General features: G+C 44.8%; 9 protein-coding genes. 7 read left to right on the top strand and 2 right to left on the bottom strand.

The annotated features are described in order from the left end of the window. Positions 1–196 precede the first annotated feature (196 nt). Positions 197–2,734, bottom strand: a complete 2,538-nt coding sequence (locus tag HMPREF2983_RS12320; RefSeq protein ID WP_070668855.1) for an ATP-dependent Clp protease ATP-binding subunit — start codon at positions 2,732–2,734, stop codon at positions 197–199. A 700-nt stretch (positions 2,735–3,434) separates the two neighbouring features. Further along, positions 3,435–5,558 carry a Tex family protein gene (locus HMPREF2983_RS12325; protein WP_070668858.1) on the bottom strand — a complete coding sequence of 708 codons (2,124 nt, stop codon included), beginning with the start codon at positions 5,556–5,558 and terminating at the stop codon, positions 3,435–3,437. A gap of 112 nt (positions 5,559–5,670) precedes the next feature. Here HMPREF2983_RS12325 and HMPREF2983_RS12330 point away from each other — a divergent pair, with 112 nt between their 5' ends. From HMPREF2983_RS12330 to HMPREF2983_RS12360, 7 genes are all read left to right on the top strand, one after another. Further along, positions 5,671–7,614, top strand: coding sequence for an ABC-F family ATP-binding cassette domain-containing protein (locus tag HMPREF2983_RS12330; protein ID WP_070668861.1), 1,944 nt, complete (start codon positions 5,671–5,673; stop codon positions 7,612–7,614). 17 nt (positions 7,615–7,631) lie between these two features. Beyond that, complete coding sequence (locus tag HMPREF2983_RS12335) at positions 7,632–9,665, top strand: M13 family metallopeptidase (RefSeq protein WP_070668864.1); 2,034 nt, start codon at positions 7,632–7,634, stop codon at positions 9,663–9,665. 119 nt (positions 9,666–9,784) lie between these two features. Further along, positions 9,785–10,702: a homoserine O-acetyltransferase MetA gene (gene metA / locus HMPREF2983_RS12340; protein WP_070668868.1), complete on the top strand. Its 918-nt coding sequence runs from the start codon at positions 9,785–9,787 to the stop codon at positions 10,700–10,702. Continuing rightward, positions 10,703–12,577, top strand: a complete 1,875-nt coding sequence (locus HMPREF2983_RS12345; RefSeq protein ID WP_070668871.1) for a peptidase U32 family protein — start codon at positions 10,703–10,705, stop codon at positions 12,575–12,577. Between the two features lie 21 nt (positions 12,578–12,598). Beyond that, complete coding sequence (locus tag HMPREF2983_RS12350; RefSeq protein ID WP_018920173.1) at positions 12,599–13,615, top strand: beta-carotene 15,15'-monooxygenase; 1,017 nt, start codon at positions 12,599–12,601, stop codon at positions 13,613–13,615. Between the two features lie 595 nt (positions 13,616–14,210). Next, positions 14,211–15,695 carry a xylulokinase gene (locus HMPREF2983_RS12355; RefSeq protein WP_004370845.1) on the top strand — a complete coding sequence of 495 codons (1,485 nt, stop codon included), beginning with the start codon at positions 14,211–14,213 and terminating at the stop codon, positions 15,693–15,695. 651 nt (positions 15,696–16,346) lie between these two features. Beyond that, positions 16,347–19,631 (top strand): SusC/RagA family TonB-linked outer membrane protein, encoded by a 3,285-nt coding sequence (locus HMPREF2983_RS12360; RefSeq protein ID WP_210400387.1) that lies wholly within the window; start codon positions 16,347–16,349, stop codon positions 19,629–19,631. The last annotated feature ends 10 nt before the right edge of the window (positions 19,632–19,641 follow it).

The following is a 19,641-nucleotide window of genomic DNA, read 5'->3' on the forward strand; positions in this document are numbered from 1 at the left end:
ATTCGCTAAATTAATTATATAAATAATGTTGTTGTATAATCTACGTCTTGTTGCACGCAAAGTTATAAAAAAATGAGGAAAAATACCTACTTATAGGTAGGCTTTTTCCTCATTTAATGATATTTTTTAGGATTGCAAACGGTCTGCTAACTATATTTCAGTAGCTTTGCAATGTTGAGTTTACAATTCCCTAATTTCATTTGAACAGCAGTTCATCTTTGTTGGGTGATTTGCTGACAGCAATGGTATCACCTTCTTTCAGGTTGTCCGAGAGAAGCTTTTCGCATACACCATCCTCGATATAGTTCTGGATAGCACGCTTCAACGGACGGGCACCAAACTGCACATCATAGCCTTTTGTTGCCACAAACTCCTTGGCCGTATCGGTGATCGTCAGTTGATAGCCTAAGCCTTCTATGCGCTTGTAGAGGCCTTTCAATTCGATATTGATAATCTTCTTAATGGCCTCAAGGTCGAGTTGGTCGAAAGTTATAATCTCATCCAAGCGGTTCAGGAACTCAGGTGCAAACTGCTTACTGAGACTTTTCTGGATAATACCGCGTGCATATTCCTTGTCTTTGTCGTTAATGCTGAGTCCAACGTTTCCTCCGGCATTGAAACCTACACCATGGCCAAACTCTTTCAGCTGGCGTGTTCCAGCGTTAGAAGTCATGATAATCACAGTGTTTCGGAAGTCAATCAACCGTCCGTTTCCATCCGTCAGCCTTCCTTCGTCAAGCACCTGGAGCAGCATGTTGAATACATTACCATGTGCTTTCTCAATCTCATCCAACAAAATGATGGAGTAGGGGTGGCGACGCACTTTCTCTGTAAGCTGTCCACCCTCTTCATATCCTACGTATCCGGGAGGTGCCCCCACTAATCTGGAGGTGTTGAAGCTTTCGGAATATTCGCTCATGTCTATACGTATTAAGGCATCATCAGAGCCAAACATGTATTCAGCAAGCTTCTTTGCCAAATAAGTTTTGCCTACACCGGTAGGACCGAGGAACATGAAAACGCCAATCGGGTGGTTGGGATCTTTGATGCCAACGCGGTTGCGTTGAATGGCCTTCACCATTTTCTCAATCGCATTATCCTGCGCAATCACCTGCTCTTTCAGCACAGTTCCCATATTGCGCAAGCGCACATTCTCTGCTTCTGCAATGCGTTGTACAGGCACTCCTGCCATCATCGATACCACATCGGCAACCTCTACCTCGGTTACAGTCTGACGAAGTGTATTGTCACCTGCGGTCCATTGGCGGTTGAGCTCTTCGATTTCCTGTTCCAAAGTGGTCTGATGATCACGGTAACCTGCAGCAAGTTCAAAGTTCTGATTTCTCACTGCTTGCTTCTTCTTCTGTATGGTTTCCTCCAATTCCTTCTGCTTTTCAGTCAATTCTTCAGGCATTTCTGCATGTTGCAGATGCACACGTGACCCCACTTCATCAAGTGCATCAATAGCTTTATCGGGGAAATAGCGGTCTGAAACATAGCGTTCTGTCAAATTGACACATGCTTTCAATGCCTCATCTGTATAGCTGACATGATGATGTTGCTCATATCTGTCTTTGATATTGTGCAGTATTGTCAGTGTTTCTTCAGCAGAAGTCGGTTCTACCATGACTTTCTGGAAACGGCGTTCCAATGCTCCATCCTTCTCAATACTCTTGCGATATTCATCTATAGTGGTGGCACCGATGCACTGGATTACCCCGCGTGCCAATGCAGGTTTCATGATATTGGCTGCATCCATGCTGCCCGGAGTACTTCCGGCACCAATCATTGTATGGATTTCATCAATGAAAACAATGATATCGGGGTTCTTCTCAAGTTCGCTGATCAATGAACGGATGCGCTCTTCAAACTGTCCTCTGTATTTCGTTCCGGCCACAACAGCTGTCAGGTCAAGATTAACAACGCGTTTGTTGAACAGAATGGGTGAAGTCTTATGCTGCACAATGAGTTGTGCCAGTCCTTCAACAATGGCGCTCTTGCCTACACCCGGTTCCCCGATGAGAATAGGATTGTTCTTTTTTCTGCGGCACAATATCTCTGTGACACGCAGGATTTCCTTTTCACGTCCGACCACTTTGTCAAGCTTTCCTTCTGCTGCAGCCTGGGTCAAATCGGTAGAAAAGTTATCAAGAACAGGCGTTCCTTTCTTTTGTTCGCTGCCGGCAGTCTTGGTGAAAGCCTGTTTCCTGTTGGTCCCCTGCTGCGACATAGCCTCTTCTTCCTCCTCTTCTTCCTCGGGCATACCGAAACTATTCGTGGGTTTGGCATTGCTGCTCATCTGGGTTTTCAGGTAAGCAAGCGTATCTTCATAATTCATATGGTTTTCTTCCAGAATTTCCTTAGCTCCATTGTTCACTTGATCATGCAGGATAGCTAACACAAGATGCTGCACATCAACCATTTGTGTATGTTGTATACGAGCCTCGAGAACTGCGAGTTTCAAGATGTTGTTGGCTTGTTCGTTCAGCACGAGTTCCGAGGTAATCATGGCCGAAGTGATGTCATCCTGCCTTACCCTGTCTTCCAATTCAGTCTTTACATTGCTTTCATTGATATTCATGCGCTGGAAAAGACTATGGAGCAGACTGTCCTTTCCACGCAATATACCTAAGACGAGATGTTCAGGCCCTACAGAACGGCTGGCCAATCGGTTGGCCTCCTCTCTGCTGAATGCCAATATTTCTGAAACTTTAGGTGAGAACTGACTTGTCATATATTATAGTCTCCTATTCTTAGTTTATGATTGATTTGCTGTTACAAATATACTATTTATCATGAAACTTTGCAAAGGTTATGCCAAAAATTGCGTGCAATCTCCTGCCCAACAGCTATCATCGTGCAATTCCCTGCTTTGTCATCTCTGTCTGATTGTCGTGCAATCTGCGTCAACTTAGCTTGTAATCTGTATCAAGTTAGCCTTTAATCTGCGTCAGATTACACGTTGTTCTGACGCAAATCAGAAATCTTCCGGACATGTGAATTATCTCTGCCCTCTGCTGCTAAGCAAAGTGACATAAAAGAACAGAGCCGACTGGAAAAGACCAATCGGCTCTGTTTTATCATTCTTTTTAATCGTTATGCACATGTGTAACCTCTTCCATTCAACATTCCCTCACCGTAGCAAGACATTGAATCTTTATAGGTTTTCACAATCTTTATAATCACACTCTTCATTTTCATTGTCAAATTTTTCATCTTTTTACCTTTTTAATTCTACTTAAACTAAACATCTAAAGCGCCTATTATGCGCTTGTTATCCTTTTTGTGACTGCAAAGATAGTGCACATTTCGTGTCATGACAAGGATTTGACAGTATAAAGTTAAGAATGACAGTAATTTCTTGACGAATGTCAACTTATTAGTGTCAGGCTGTAAAACCAGAGACAACAGGTGGCAGATGATGCAATTTCCCTTTAGTTGCGGGTACTCCGCATGGACAATGCGATGCGTTTACGCCTAAGGTCTACTTCTATAACACGCACTCGGACATGCTGGTGGAGCTTGACAACCTCGTTGGGATCCTTAATGAATTTATCGGCCATTTGCGAGATATGAACAAGTCCGTCCTGATGAACACCTATGTCAACAAAAGCCCCGAAGTTGGTGATGTTGGTCACGATGCCCGGCAGTTCCATACCGACAATGAGGTCTTCTACCGTGTGCACGCGTTCATCAAAGCGGAATTCTTCAAGCTGTTCGCGCGGGTCAAGGCCCGGCTTTTCGAGTTCTTTCAGAATGTCGTGGAGGGTAGGGAGTCCCACTTCTGACGTGACAAACTGCTGCAAAGGAATTCGTTTCAGGCGTTCATGGTTGCCAATAAGATCGCTGACCCTGCATCGCTGTTCCTTTGCCATGACTTCGACAAGGGCATAACGCTCGGGGTGTACAGCCGAGTTGTCAAGGGGATTACGCGCGTTGGGGATGCGAAGAAAGCCCGCACACTGCTCATAAGCCACACTGCCCAAGCGTGGAACTTTCTTCAGTTCGCTACGCGAAGCGAAGGCACCATGCTCATGTCGGTAGTCAACGATGTTCTGTGCGAGGGAAGGGCCAAGTCCACTTACATAGGTGAGCAAATGCTTAGAGGCTGTATTGAGGTTCACTCCAACTTGGTTGACACAGCTTTCCACAGTACGGTCAAGCGATTGTTTCAACTTTGTCTGGTTCACATCATGCTGATATTGTCCCACACCGATGCTCTTGGCATCAATCTTAACCAATTCGGCAAGTGGGTCCATAAGGCGTCGGCCGATAGAAATTGCTCCGCGTACCGTGAGATCAAGGTCGGGAAACTCATTGCGCCCATTCTCTGAAGCCGAATAAATGGAAGCTCCGTCTTCACTGACCACATAGACAGGTACATTGTCTATCTGACGCAGAATGTCGGTTGTTTCGCGGCTTGCTGTACCATTTCCAACTGCAATGGCTTCCACATCATATCGGCTGACAAGTTTTGTGAAGGCTGCCAGTGCGTCATTTCCAGACTTATTGCCTACGGTATAGACGACCGAATGATGTAGGAGATCGCCCTGTTCGCTAAGACAAACCACCTTACAACCCGTTCGAATGCCAGGGTCAACGGCCATAACACGCTTCTGTCCCAACGGTGCAGCCAATAACAGTTGGCGCAGGTTTTCGGCAAACACCTTGATAGCTTCTTCATCGGCAGCCTCTTTGCTGGTGTTGGCAAACTCGGTTTCAATCGATGGTCTGACGAGTCTTTTATAAGCATCATCGCAGGCTTCGCCTACAAGTTGCTGGCATTTGCCCAAGCCATGAACATATTTTTTGCGGATTTTTTCAGTGCATTGTTCACCGTCAACATCGATATTGACTTTCAAGAAGCCCTCACTCTCACCACGACGCATGGCCAACAATCGGTGACTGCTGCATCGCTTGAGGGGCTCGCTGAATTCAAAATAGTCGGCAAACTTCTGTGCCCCTTCTTCCTCCCGCTTGCTTTTCACTGCTTTGGAAGTGATAACCGCTTCGCGCCTGAATACACTTCGTATCTGTTGGCGCACGGTTTCATCTTCACTGATGGCTTCTGCTATGATGTCCTTTGCCCCTGCCAGCGCTTCATCAACACTTTTTATATCTCCTTTAAGAAAGCGTTTGGCAACAGTTTCGGGCTGTTGTTCGCGTTGCAACAGCAGGATTGTGGCCAGCGGTTCAAGTCCGTTTTCACGCGCAATCTGTGCCTTTGTTCTTCGTTTAGGCTTGAAAGGCAGATAAATATCCTCTAATTCAGTAGCGTCCCACGTAGCTTCTATCTTCCGCTTCAAGTCAGCTGTCAGTTTGCCTTGTTCTTCTATTGTCTTGCAGATGGTATCTTTTCGTTTGGTGAGTTCCTGCATCTTGGCGTATTGTTCGCTGATAGCAGCAATCTGAACTTCATCGAGTGAGCCTGTGCGTTCCTTGCGGTAACGGGCAATAAAAGGGATAGTGCAACCTTCATTGAGCAGCAAAATGGTGTTTTCCACCTGCTTTTCGGGAAGCATAAGCCTCTTGGCTATGATTTGATAATTGTTGTTCATGTCTGTAATTTGTTAAGTCGCAAAGGTACTACTATTCTTAAATAAATAGGAATTATTTTTGTAGTATTATTGATAATGGCTACCTTTGTATGCGCGAAATAAGCTAAATAGAATGATATCAGTAGAAGGTTTAAAGGTTGAATTTGGTGTGAAGCCGTTGTTCACCGATGTGAGTTTTGTTGTGAACGATCGTGACAGAATAGCGCTTGTTGGGAAGAATGGTGCAGGAAAATCTACGATGTTGAAGATACTTTGCGGTCTTCAGCAACCCACGAGTGGCGTTGTTTCCGTTCCGAATGATGTCACCATAGGCTATTTGCCACAGGTGATGAAGCTGCAGGATGACACTACCGTGCGCGAAGAAACACGCAAAGCGTTTTCCGATAACACGAAGATGAAGGCTCGATTGAAGAAAATGGAGCAGGAAATGGCCGACCGAACAGATTACGAAAGTGATGACTACGCCGCGCTTGTAGAACGCTTCACGCAGGAACATGAACGTTATATGATGCTCGGAGGAGAGAACTATGAGGCTGAAATAGAACGTACATTGACCGGTCTTGGCTTTACGCGTGATGACTTTGAACGGCCTACGAAAGAGTTCTCAGGAGGTTGGCGCATGCGCATTGAACTGGCGAAAATATTGCTGAAAAAGCCTGATGTGCTGTTGCTTGATGAGCCTACCAATCACCTTGATATTGAGAGTATACAGTGGTTGGAGCAGTTCTTGGTGCAGAGTCCGAGTGCAGTTGTGCTGGTAAGTCACGACCGTGCTTTTATCAATAATGTAACCAACAGAACATTGGAGATTGTTTGTGGCCATGTTGAAGACTATAAAGTAAAATATAATGAATACCTTGTTTTGCGCAAGGAACGCCGTGAACAACAGTTACGCGCTTACGAAAACCAGCAGAAAGAGATTGCCGATACAAAGGCTTTCATCGAGCGGTTCAGGTATCAGGCCACGAAAGCTGTGCAGGTGCAGCAACGCATTCGGCAGCTTGAAAAAATAGTTCCCATTGAGGTTGACGAGGTGGATAACAGTGCCATGCACTTGAAATTTCCCCCTTGTCTGCGTAGTGGCGATTACCCCATCATCTGTGACGACGTGCGGAAAGACTATGGTTCGCACACCGTTTTCGAACATGTAACGCTGACCATCAAGCGCGGTGAGAAAGTAGCTTTTGTCGGAAAGAATGGTGAAGGAAAGTCAACGCTTGTAAAATGTATCATGGGTGAAATTCCCTATGCAGGCAAGTTGAAGATTGGACACAATGTTCAAATTGGCTATTTTGCCCAAAATCAGGCCCAGCTTCTTGATGAGTCGCTCAGCATCTATGATACGATAGACCGCGTGGCTACAGGGGATATACGACTGAAAATCAATGACCTGCTCGGTGCTTTCATGTTTGGTGGTGAGACTTCTGAAAAGAAAGTGAAGTTCCTCAGCGGTGGAGAACGCAGCCGATTGGCTATGATCAAGCTGCTGCTTGAACCCGTCAACTTGTTGATACTTGATGAACCGACCAATCATCTTGACCTGCCTTCAAAGGATGTTTTGAAAGAAGCAATCAAGGCTTTTGACGGAACAGCCATTATCGTCAGTCATGACCGTGAATTCCTTGATGGTCTTGTGGATAAGGTATATGAGTTTGGTGGTGGAAAGATTGTTGAGCATTTAGGTGGTATTTACGACTATTTGCGCGTGCATCATGCCGAAACCATTCAGGAAGCAATAGACAATAAGGCTGCTGTTGAACCGGAAGAAAAGCAACCTGAAGCACCTGAAAAGGCTGGAAAACAGAACTACCAGGAGCGCAAGGAATGGCAGAAGAAGATTAATAAGGCCGAAAAAGCCGTAAAGGAAAGCGAGAAACGCATTGCCAATATGGAACAACGTATCAAAGAACTTGATGCGCTGTTGATGGACCCCAAGAATGCATCTGACATGGAACTCGTTACCGAATATACCTCTACGAAGCAGAAATTAGACCAGGAAAACGAGCAGTGGTTTATGCTTTCAGAGGCATTGAATGAACTTAAAGATAAGGTTTAACAAAATAATATATAAACATGAAAATGAAGAAAATCATTCCATTGATGATGATGGCCACTGTTCCTGTAATGGGAGTAGCCCAAAATCAGTCTGGACTTTACGAGAAGAACTTCGATCGTTCGGTACGTCCACAGGACGATTTCTACCAATTTGCTACGGGTGGATGGCAGAAAAACAATCCTCTTCCCGCTGCTTATAGCCGTTTTGGAAGTTTCGATCAGTTGCAGGAAGACAACAACAAGCGCATCAACACCATTCTTGGTGAGTTGCAGAAAAAGAAGTACAAGCAGGGAACAATAGAGCAGAAACTCTCTGATTTCTACAAGTTAGCCCTTGATGTCGACCGCAGAAACAAAGACGGTATAGCTCCTGTCAAGGGATTGTTGGATGAGATTGAGGCCGCCAAGAGCGTAAAGGCGCTTCGTGCCTTGCAGTTGAAATATGCAGCACAAGGCTATGGCATTCAGTATGCTGCAGGCTTTGGAGCTGATGAGAAAGATGTAAAGAACAACATTCTGAACATCTATCAGAGCGGTCTGACATTAGGACAAAAGGACTATTACCTCAATAATGACTCGGCAACCGTAGCTATTCGTGATGCCTACAAGAATTATATCATGCAGATGTTCCGCCTGTATGGTTTTACAGAAGCACAGGCCAAGAAGCGCAGTAAGGATGTTTTCCGCCAGGAAACTCTTGTTGCCTTGATTTCCAAGAGCATGACAGAATTGCGCAATCCACAGGCCAATTACAACAAGATGACATTGGAAGAAGTGAAGGCAGATTATCCAAACATTCCTATCGAACAGCTTGCCAATGCAGAGGGTATCAAGTCAGCTTACATACAGAAGATGATTGTTGGTCAGCCTTCTTTCATGGCAGGACTCGATAAACTCATGTCACTTCAGACAGCAGATGAAATCAAAGCCTTGATGGAGTGGGACGTTATCAGCAGCAGTGCAAGCTATCTGACGGATGAAATCCGCGAGACAAACTTTGATTTCTTCGGCAAGACCATGAGTGGCCGCAAGGAAGATTACCCGCTTTGGAAGCGTGCAACCAATCAAGTGCAGGCGCAGATGGGAGAGGCTTTGGGCCGTATCTATGCAAAACGCTACTTCCCGGAGTCTTCCAAAAAGATGATGACAGACCTTGTTAAGAACCTCCAAGTGAGTCTTGGCCAGCGTATTGATGCCCAGACATGGATGAGCGATTCAACCAAAGCCAATGCACATGCCAAACTTGACCGCTTCTATGTGAAGATTGGTTATCCCAACAAATGGACTGACTACAGCCGTTTGACCATTGATCCTCATAAGAGTTTCTACGAGAATGTAATGGCTTGCCGCAAGTTTGCCCATGACAAGGAAATAGAAGACAAGGCAGGTAAGCCTGTTGACAGAGACGAATGGGGCATGACACCACAGACCGTGAATGCCTACTACAATCCAACGACGAATGAAATCTGCTTCCCGGCAGGTATTCTTCAATATCCGTTCTTTGATCCGAAGGCCGATGAAGCATTCAACTATGGTGCTATCGGTGTGGTCATCGGTCATGAAATGACTCACGGATTTGATGATCAGGGGCGCCAGTATGATGCAGACGGCAATATGAAGGACTGGTGGACTGCCAGTGATGCCAAGGGATTTGACAAGCGTGCAAAGCTTTATTCTGACTTCTTTGACGGCATTGAGGTGCTTCCCGGCTTGCATGCTAACGGTAAATTCACGCTTGGTGAAAACCTTGCTGACCACGGAGGTCTTGAGGTTGCTTACAATGCACTGATGAATGCAACGGCAAAGAAGCCTTTGAAAGACAAAGATGGTTTCACACCTGCACAGCGTTTCTTCTTGGCTTATGCCGGTGTTTGGGGACAGAACATCACCGACAAGGAAATCCGCAACCGTGTAAAGCGTGACCCACACTCATTGGGTAAATGGCGCGTTAACGGTGCACTGCCTCATATCAATGCTTTCTATAAGGCTTGGAATATCAAGAAAGGCGACAAGATGTACTTGCCGGAGAACGAGCGTCTGCAGCTTTGGTAACCCGAAGATAGACTGTAGATATCCACAGGATAAGGGGATGCGGGAATATATTTCCGCATCCTTTTTTCTTTTTCCAAATAAAAACCATACCTTTGTATCATTAATATTTTGAGACGAAAATGCCGTTAAGACTCCCCGACAGACTGCCTGCCATTGATATTCTGAAAAGAGAGAATATCTTTGTTATGGACGAAACGCGTGCGCACAGCCAGGAAATCAGGCCTTTGCGTATCGTCATTCTCAACCTCATGCCGTTGAAGATAACGACGGAGACAGACCTTGTGCGTCTGCTTTCCAACACGCCGTTACAGTTAGACATCTGCTTCATGAAACTGAAAAGCCACACACCGAAGAATACGCCTGTAGAACATATGATGATGTTCTATAAGGACTTCAATGAGCTTTCCAAACAGAAATTCGACGGCATGATCATTACCGGTGCACCGATTGAAACCATGGACTATGAAGATGTGGAGTATTGGTCGGAAATACAGAATATCTTCAATTGGGCCCGCACTCACGTCACAAGTACGATGTATCTATGCTGGGGAGCCATGGCCGGACTGTATCATTTCTACGGAATACCAAAGTATCCGCTGAAAAAAAAGATGTTTGGCATCTACCGCCAGCACACATTAGCCCCTACACTTCCTATCTTTCGTGGATTTGATGACAGTTTCACCATGCCGCAAAGCAGGCACACCGAAGTGCGCAGAGAGGACATCGAAGCACATCCGGAGCTTGAAATCATAGCAGAATCGCCCGAGAGCGGTGTCAGCATTGTCATGGCACGAGGAGGCCGTGAGTTCTTTATCACGGGCCATTTGGAGTATGCTCCCGACACACTCGACCGTGAGTATAGGCGTGATAGGGATACACGTGATGATGTAGAACAGCCTGTGAACTACTACAAGAACGATAATCCTGCCGAAGCTCCCATGGTTTCCTGGCGTGCACATGCCAACTTGTTCTATAACAACTGGATAAATTACTATGTTTATCAGACTACACCTTACAATATTGAGGATATCAAATAAATGCGCAGTTTAGAACTTTTAGCCCCGGCAAAAAACCTTGAATGTGGCATGGCTGCTGTCAGTCATGGTGCTGATGCCGTATATATCGGTGCCTCACGCTTCGGTGCACGGGCAGCTGCCGGCAATACTGTTGAGGATATACACCAGCTGTGTGACTATGCACATCAGTATGGCGCACGTGTCTATGTCACGGTGAATACCATTCTCTATGAGGAGGAATTAGCCGATACAAAACAGCTTCTGAAAGCGCTTAATGCCTGTGGTGTCGATGCCTTATTGGTGCAGGACATGGGTATTTTGGAACTGATTGCAGAATGGGATGACGAGAAACCTTTCCAAATGGAGTTGCATGCATCGACTCAAACCGATAACCGCACGGCCGAAAAAGTGAGGTGGTTGCAGGGCATTGGTTTCAAACGGGCTGTCTTGGCGCGTGAACTTTCGGCCCGAGAGATTGCAGAAATCCACCATGAGGTACCCGATATGGATCTTGAAGTCTTTGTGCATGGTGCCTTGTGTGTAAGCTATTCTGGCGTATGCTATGTTTCCCAACATTGCTTTAACCGCAGTGCCAACCGTGGAGCCTGCGCACAATTCTGCCGTATGAAATTCGATTTGCTTGATGATAACCAACAGGAAATCGAACATCAGCGCCATTTACTCTCCCTGCGTGATATGTGCCAGATTGACCATTTGGAGGAATTGGCCGACAGCGGTGCCTGCTCTTTCAAGATAGAAGGCCGACTGAAAGATGTTGAATACGTCAAGAATGTGGTCAGCGCCTATAGCCAACGGATAGAAGAAGTCATCAAGAAAGCCCCCGACCGCTATTGCCGAGCTTCACATGGAAAGGTGGAATATGATTTCCAACCCAATCTCAGAAAGACTTTCAACCGTGGTTTCACAACTTATTTTCTCAATGGGCGACAGCCTGATATCGCCTGTTTTGACACGCCGAAAGCCATGGGAGAATATGTCGGAAAGGTCAAGGAGGTTCGTGGCAACTCATTCAATGTGGCGGGAACTGCAACATTTGAGAATGGCGATGGCCTCTGTTTTATCAACGAGGAGCATGAGCTTGAGGGCTTTCGCATCAACAAAGCGGTAGGCAACAGGCTGTTTCCTTTGAAGATGCCTGCCCGCCTTAAGCCGGGAATGGGACTCTACCGCAACAATGATGTGGCCTTCTCTCATCTGCTTTCAGGCGTGACGGCAAGGCGCAAGTTGCAGGTAGAAATGACCTTTCAGACCACGGATGACGGTTTTACTCTCCATGTTTCTAACAAGGAAATGGGCGTGAAAGCCGAAGCAACCATTATATTTGACCATCAGGAGGCACGTCAGCCACAGGAGGAAAATATCAGAAAGCAGTTGGAAAAATTAGGCAACACGATCTTTGCATGCAAGGAAATCAAAATCGAAGACAAGGCCGGAAAGCTTTTCATACCTTCCAGTCTGCTTACCGAGTTACGCCGAAAGGCGATACAAGCCTTGGAACAACAGCTGGTGCAAAAGCAAGAGAGACCTGCAACAGAGCTGGCGGTTAAGAAGACAGAGGGTGTAGAAACGGTGATGCCCAAGGCATACAAGGCCTATCCCTACCTTTATAATATATCCAATCATCTTTCAAAAAGGTTTTTTGAAACGCAGGGACTGAAAAACATTCAGCCTGCCTTTGAACTTTCACCCACGCGCAACCCTTTGGTGATGCAATGTCGTCATTGCATACGCTTTGCTTTAGGTTACTGTGTGAAAAGGGGAGGGAAGCACCCCACTTGGAAAGAACCGCTCTATCTGCGGTTGGGGGATGGCAGGCGATTCCGATTGGAATTCAACTGCAAGGAATGCCAAATGAACATTTATGCAGAAACATAAAACTAAATCATAACACCAACAATGAAGAACCATTTGAAGCATATCCGCCATTTTTTCAGTAGCAGCATCTGTGTATTGACCGTGCTCCTGCTGATAACTTCATGTTATCATCAGAAGCCGGAGACACATGATGCCATGGTCACCTATAGTGCAAAGCAGATAGACTCACTGTCTTTTCAGGCCAAGCACCATTATACCAACAACTACAACTTCATTGTAAAGGCCGATTCCATGCCACTCATTCGCCAGCAACCCGAGGAGGTTTCGGCCCTTTTACCTACGGATACAATCTATGTCTACAAGCATAATCACCTTGTTGTGGCCGATATTCGCACGATACCCTCTGACTCGATAGACTCTGTCTGGATACAGGTGGCACGCGATCAGCACACCTTTGGCTGGCAGCGAGAGTCGGTGTTGTTGTCCAAAGTGGTACCCGATGACCCGATTTCACAGTTTATCTCTACCTTCTCTGATATTCACCTGCTGATATCATTGGTTATTGTTGTCTTGATTTTCACGGGCTATGTCACTCGAAAACTCATGCGCAAGAATGCCCATTTGGTGCATTTCCGCGATATAGACTCGTTCTATCCAACACTGTTGGCTATCATTGTGGCTTCTGCAGCGACTTTCTATGCCAGCATACAGAACTTTGCCCCCGATGTGTGGCGACATTTCTATTTCCACCCTACGCTTAATCCCTGTTCGGTTCCACCCCTGCTTTCTGTCTTCCTGTCTTCTGTATGGGCCATGCTCATCGTAGGAATTGCAGCCATAGACGACACATTCCATAAACTCCCTGCAGGCGAGGCAGTGCTCTATATCTGCGGACTGATAGGCGTGTGTGCGGTGGACTATATCATTTTCAGCATCCTCTCGCTCTATTACATCGGCTATCTGCTGTTGGTCGCCTATGTCTATTTCGCCCTGTATCGCTATGCCACCAAGAACCGCACTCTCTTTGTTTGCGGCAACTGCGGGCATGCCTTGCGTCGTAAAGGACGTTGTCCTCACTGCGGTGCATGGAACAGTTGATTTCAAACATGCAGCAAACAAGTTTTCAATCTGCGTCAGATTACCTTGTCATTTGATGCAGATGACTGCGTAATCTCATGCAGATGACACGGTCATATGACGCAAATCAGAAGCTGACTTGTAAGTGTTTGAAAGTCAGTATGATATTTGTTTCTATAAAAAGTCTTTGTTGTAGCATTGTTTCTACACTCCTCTGATTTAACCCTATGATGCAAGGGAGGAGACAGAATGTTGCAAATCATCATAAATTAGTATTTCCCAGTATTCGGAAGAACATTAACTTTGCATCAAAATTATGATTGATTGCACGCATGAAGAAGAATTAATTCTGACTATACTCCTTGGTGTATGTGCAAAGTGCAACAACGGGAAAGAGATATACTTTCGCACAGTTGGGCAGTCTTTTCCAGTACAGAACAGAGATAAGACAGCATTTGAAAACACACAACCATAAATTCATCCATGCGAGGATGATAGCTCGGGCAGACGTGTTCTGACCCGAGTTTTTAATTTTTTCCTATGGAAGAGTAGGGGGAATGTTATGTTTCATTCGTAATATATAATATAGAATAAGAAATAAATCAGGTTTACAACTATGAACAGAAGATATTTGTTGGGGTTTGATGTGGGCAGTAGTTCTGTCAAGGCATCATTGGTTGACGTGGAAAGTGGCGAGATTGCATCTTCTGCTTTCTATCCGGAAAAAGAAGCACCTATCATGGCTGTCAAGGCAGGATGGGCCGAACAGGATCCGCAGATGTGGTGGGAGAATGCAAAACTCTCGTTGAAAAAGGTCATGAACGAAACCGGAGCAAAGGGTGAAGACATTCTGGCAATCGGCATTTCCTATCAGATGCATGGCCTTGTTTGCGTAGACAAAGCACATAAAGTGCTGCGTCCGAGCATCATTTGGTGCGATTCTCGTGCGGTTCCCTATGGCGAACGTGCTTTCAGGGACTTAGGTGCAGAGTTGTGTTTAGGTCATTTACTGAACTCTCCCGGTAACTTTACAGCAGCAAAATTAGCTTGGGTGAAAGAGAATGAACCTGCACTTTTTGACCGTATAGACAAGATTATGCTGCCCGGAGACTATATTGCCATGAAATTGAGTGGCGAAGTAAAGACAACAATCAGTGGGCTGTCTGAAGGTATGCTGTGGGACTTCAAGACCAAGAAACCTGCAAAATTCCTGTTAGACTATTTTGGATTTGACGAAAACATGCTGGCAGATATCGTTCCAACATTTGCAATCCAAAGTGTGGTTTCCAAGGAGGCAGCTGTGGAGTTGGGACTGAAAGAAGGCACGCCAATCAGCTATCGTGCCGGAGATCAGCCTAACAACGCCGTCAGTCTGAACGTGTTTAACCCCGGAGAAATTGCGAGTACAGCGGGAACTTCGGGGGTTGTATATGGCGTTTTAGGTGATGTGAACTATGATACGAAGAGTCGTGTCAACACCTTTGCCCATGCCAACTATACCACGGAGCTTGATCGGTTGGGTGTTTTGCTTTGCATCAATGGCACAGGTATATTGAATGCGTGGGTGCATCGTAATATAACACCGAATATGGGCTATGCAGAAATGAATGATATGGCAGCAGGAGTGCCGATTGGTAGTGAGGGAGTGAAGATTATCCCATTTGGAAATGGGGCGGAACGCGTGCTTGAAAACCGTGAAGTTGGTTGCTCAGTGCATGGTCTGAACTTCAATAATCACAACCAAGCTCATTTGGTTAGGGCTGCACAGGAAGGTATAGTGTTCAGTTTCTGCTATGGCATGGAAATCATGCAGAACATGGGAATGGAATTGAATAAGATACATGCCGGAAGAGCAAACATGTTCCTCAGTCCGTTGTTCAGAGACACTTTGGCTGGTGTCAGTGGTGCAACCATCGAATTGTATGAGACAGACGGCAGCGTAGGTGCAGCCAAGGGTGCCGGTATCGGCGCCGGTATCTACAAAGATAATAACGAGGCTTTTGCAACATTGAAGAAGCTTGCTGTTATCGAACCTGATGAGAAAAAGCGCGATGAATACCTGAATGCATACGCTGAATGGAAAGCAATTCTTAAAGATTAAACCACAGAAGAAAAGCCTTAATGACAGGAAAGCAGGAGAGGATGGCAACTTTTTGGATGTCTTCCTTTTCCTGCTTTATATTAAATACCATATGCTTAGCAATATAATATGCTTCTAACAAGATATCTGTCATAAATCGGATGATTGGAATAAAGACTGTACTTCAAAATTATCTCCATTCAAGAAAAGAAATTTTTGTAATCTACAAGTAATCTGTTTACATATTACATTCAAGACAATACGATATAATGACAGTTGCCGTCCTATTGTTTTCCTGCTGATATCCAAGACAATACAGTTATAGTTGCCATAGTTAAGACTGTCTGTCATGCATGATATAAGGTCTCTTAAATGTTAATTTGGGGTTCTTACTTTATGCAAAAATAGCTTTAAAGTGCAGTTTATCAATATAGTATTAGTAAACAGTAAAATAACATCAATTGTTTTTCGGAATAATGATTATCTTTGCACCGAATTAATTCTCGTTACATCTGTTATCGGGAATTATACCTAAACAGAAGATGAAAATACCTGAGGAAGAGTGAGTTTTGCCTTCCTATAAGCATTAAACCAATAGCAAACAGATTGCCGGAAGCTGTAAATTTCGGAGATTGACAATAGGAGATATCAAACAATCTAATCCTAACATCTATGGATATAAATAACAGTAAAACTACATTGTTTATTGGATGTCTGACACTGACGATGCTTGGACATTCACCACAAGTATGTGCTGCCGGTGGAAATGCCGTGTATGCCATTACACAACAGGCCAAAAAGATTACCGGAAAAGTTACTGATGGCAAGGAAACTATTATCGGAGCTACTGTCAAACAGAAAGGTACGAACAATGCTACCATTACAGATCTTGATGGAAACTTCACGCTCTCAGTGCCACAGGGAAGCACTATTGAAGTATCTTATATTGGCTATACTCCTAAAGAAGTAAAGATTACAGGTCAGACTTCTTATTCAATCACGCTGACAGAAGACAATGCTACACTCAACGAAGTTGTTGTTGTAGGTTATGGTTCCATGAAGAAAAGCGATGTTTCCGGTGCATCTGTCACCATGGATGAAAAGAAACTACGCGGTTCTATCGTTACATCGCTTGATCAGACGCTGCAAGGACGTGCGGCAGGTGTTACTGCTATCAGTACTTCTGGCGCCCCAGGTACATCATCAAGCATACGTGTGCGCGGCCAGGCCACTATCAATGCCAATGCCGAACCACTTTATGTCATCGACGGAGTGATTATACAAAGCAGTGGAGCAAGTGGCGCGTCGTATGGTCTTGGAGATGCTCTGGGTAATGGAAAGGTATCTACAATCTCACCACTTTCAACCATTAATCCTAATGATATCGTCTCAATGGAGATCTTGAAAGATGCTTCTGCCACGGCAATCTATGGTGCGCAAGGCGCAAATGGTGTGGTGTTGATTACTACACGACGTGGAAAGGCCGGTGAAGCAAAGTTTACTTATGATGGAATGATGGCTTGGAGCCGGCAAAACCGACGCTTAGACATTATGGATTTGCGTGAATTTGCAGACTATTATAATGATTTTGTGACGACAGGTCAAATCAATGCGGCTGATGCTGACAAACACTATTCAGACCCTTCCATATTAGGAAAAGGAACAAACTGGCAGGATGCGATTTTCAGAACAGCATTCCAGCATTCACATCAGATTGCTGCCCAAGGTGGATCGGACAAGGTGCAGTACTATGTTTCGGCCAATTATATGAAGCAAGAGGGTACGATTATTGGCAGCAAATTCGACCGTTTAGGCATGCGTGTGAATTTGGATGCAAAGTTGAAATCATGGTTGAAATTAGGACTTAGCGCCAACTTCTCAAATACACATGATGATTTGAAACTTGCAGACAGCGATGCTGGTATCATCAACTATTCGCTTACAACACCACCAGATATACCTATTTATAATATAGACGGCGGTTATTCATCTGTTTCAAAAGAAGGTTTCACCAATCCAAACCCTATAGCAATGGCCATGCTGAACCAAATCAAGCTTGACCGTCGTAAACTGAATGGCAACTTATTCTTTGAAGTTACCCCTATTAAGAATTTAGTGTGGCATGCAGAGTTAGGTTATGATATTAGTGCAAACCGAGGTAACCGTTTCCTCCCTACTGTCGATTTGGGAAGTTGGAAGCGTAGTATCAATAGTGCTTCTGTGCAAAAAGGAACCGGAACTTTCTGGCAATTGAAAAACTATATCACTTATTCCAATACGATTGGTAAGCATAGTTTCACGGCAATGATAGGTCAGGAGATGTGGGAAAGCAAATATGATAACAACCGAACAGAGAATACTAATCTGCCTTCAAATACTGTAAACAACCCTGCTTTGGGTTCAGGTACACCTGCAATTCAAGTGGGTTTTGGCAGTTCAGCCATGGCTTCGGTCTTTACCCGCTTGACTTATGCTTTCAATGATCGCTATAATGCAACATACACTTACCGTTATGATGGAAGTTCCAACTTTGGGCCGAACAAGCGATGGGCCGGTTTCCACTCGTTTGCTGCATCGTGGCGTTTTACCAACGAAACCTTTTTTCAGAAGAGTTTCCTTAGCAAGTATGTCACCAATGGTAAGTTAAGAGCAGGTTGGGGACAGACTGGTAACTCGGCTATTGGCTCTTACAAATGGGGAACTTTGATGAAAGCCATGCCTACTTTATTGGGAAAATCTTACCGTCCAGACAATATTCCCAACCTTGACATAAAGTGGGAAAGTCAGGAACAGTGGAATGTGGGACTCGATTTAGGAGCTTTCAACGACCGTATAAACGTGACCTTGGATTGGTATCGCAAAGAATCTAAAGACATGCTCATGCCTCTCCAGCTCCCTTCTTATATGGGAATATCGGGTAATGTGTCTTCAGTTCTGGCACCTCCTTATGGTAATTATGGTACAATTCGCAATACCGGTGTTGAACTTACAGTGAATACGCATCCTCTGACAGGTCGTTTTCAGTGGGATTCTGAATTCCAGATTTCGTGGAACAAAAACAAGTTGGTTGCTCTTTCGGGTACGAAGAATGCTGCAATCGTAGGATATGGGCAATGGAGTGATGTGATCAGCGTGTCGAATGTAGGCGAATCTCTCTATAGTTTCTATGGATTTGTGACCGATGGCGTGTATAAAGACTTAGCAGATCTTGAAACCTCGCCCAAGACTTCGAAATATCCTGCTGACGGAAAGAGTTTTGATCGCAATACCACACCTTGGATTGGTGATTTGAAATTCAAAGATATCAGCGGCCCAGACGGTAAGCCAGATGGAATTATTGATGACTATGATAAGACCAACATTGGTTCACCTATGCCTAAATTCACCTTTGGTTGGACGAATACTTTCCGTTACAAGAACTTTGACCTCAATGTTTTTGTAAATGGAACATATGGCAACAAAGTGTACAACTATATGAAGATGAAGCTCACCCATATGAATACACTATGGAGTAATCAGCTGAAAGATGTTACAGGACGTGCTCGATTGGAGCCTATTGACCCATCGAAAACCTATGCTGCAGGTAGCTATTGGTATACAGATGCGAGCAATGTACGCGTGGCTAACCCTGGCACAACCATCCCTCGTGCCACTATTACAGACCCCAATGATAACGATGTGATTAGCGATCGCTATATAGAAGACGGCTCATATCTCCGTTTGAAAAATATTGCATTGGGCTATACAATGCCAAAGAAATGGATTTCTAAGTGGGGGTTAGAGAATGTCCGTGTATACATGAACATTCAAAATCTGTTCACCATAACAGGCTATGACGGTTATGATCCCGAGATAGGTGCAAGTACAGCCGATATCAACGGTTATACTTACGGGGTGGATAACGGTCGCTATCCCTCGCCAACAACCTATTCATTTGGTTTGAACCTCACTTTCTAACATAAAATCT

Source organism: Prevotella sp. HMSC077E09, assembly GCF_001814685.1.
GTDB classification, from domain to species: Bacteria; Bacteroidota; Bacteroidia; order Bacteroidales; family Bacteroidaceae; genus Prevotella; species Prevotella oris.